The sequence below is a fragment of the Bartonella queenslandensis AUST/NH15 genome (genome assembly GCF_000312585.1).
In the GTDB taxonomy this organism is placed as follows: Bacteria; Pseudomonadota; Alphaproteobacteria; order Rhizobiales; family Rhizobiaceae; genus Bartonella; species Bartonella queenslandensis_A.
In genome coordinates this window covers 1-1,229 of sequence record NZ_HE998275.1, presented here as the reverse complement: position 1 = coordinate 1,229, position 1,229 = coordinate 1, and the positions used below count along the sequence as shown (strand labels likewise).

Sequence of the window (1,229 nt, the reverse complement as noted above, 5' to 3'; positions counted from 1 at the left end):
CAGCTTTTATGACGGTTGATATCACTTAATTTGGTTATATCGATAGGATATATGGTATTTTTGTTGGCATTGTGTTTTATGGTGTATTAAGTAATTTTGTATATTATTAGTTGTATTTCTTTTGAAGAGGCATTGTGGCTTTTAAAACCTTCACATTTGTGATTTTTTGTTATTAAGAGGGTATATTTTTATGCCTATAAAGAGAATTTTGAAAAATAAAAAAGCCTCTCCCAAAAGCTTTCATTGAGAGTGCTTCCCATAAAATTGGCAGGAGGAGCTTGATGGTTTATTTTCTAGAAAATTCATGAATGTTTATTAATAAATCATTTTTCAAAAAAGCTCTTTTCATTTCAAAGAGCAAAAGAGAAAAAGAAAGCGATAAGAACATTAATAAAATAAGATTAGGCTGGAATTATTCAGTATTAAGATACAATGAATGGTGTTTATATTTCTCTTATTAAATTATTTTATAAGATCGTAAATTTTAAATAATAGGGAAATAAATTGATTCATTTTCTTTAAACAGTTATTTGTAGATAAAAAATTCTCTTTTACTCTATAAATTAAAAAAATAATGACTTTTAAAAAGCCTTATAAGCTTTATACCTTAATTTTAAATATTACGCATTGATTTTGAATTATGCATATTATTCATCATCAATCATGACAATAGTGGGTATAGACTGGGCATAGACAATGACATTTAATTTTTTCATCAATTTATTTCTATTTGTTATTTTTTTATTGTGGATTGCTCAAAGTAACAGAATGCAATGGAGTCTTTCATTCCGTGTTATGCTAGGGCTTATCTTAGGCTTGATTTTTGGAAGTGTTTTGCAGTTTTTTTATGGAGAGGGTGAAGCCACTTTATTGAAATCCGTTGAATGGTTTAACATTGTTGGTGAAGGCTATATCTTATTGTTACAAATGATTGTTATGCCACTGGTTTTTGTCTCTATCGTTTCAGCTGTTGCTCATTTACATTCTGTTTATGCTGTTGGAAAGGTAAGCATCATAACGATTTCAATATTGCTTATTACGACGGCTCTTTCAGCGTTGGTTGGTGTTTTGGTTGTTAATGCCTTTGGATTAACAGCAAGTAGTTTGGTACATGAAGGACAAACTGTTTCTGCTGTTCTTGGGGATCGTATTTCTCAACTTGGAGATATGAATATACCAAAAATGATTTTGTCCTTTTATTCCTAAAAATCCCTTTGCTGAGTTAAGTG

1 pseudogene is annotated in these 1,229 nt (G+C 29.5%); it reads left to right on the top strand.

Annotated features, from left to right (window positions below):
• Positions 1-696 precede the first annotated feature (696 nt).
• Positions 697-1,229: pseudogene (locus tag BN338_RS10185) on the top strand (cation:dicarboxylate symporter family transporter); the annotation flags it as partial.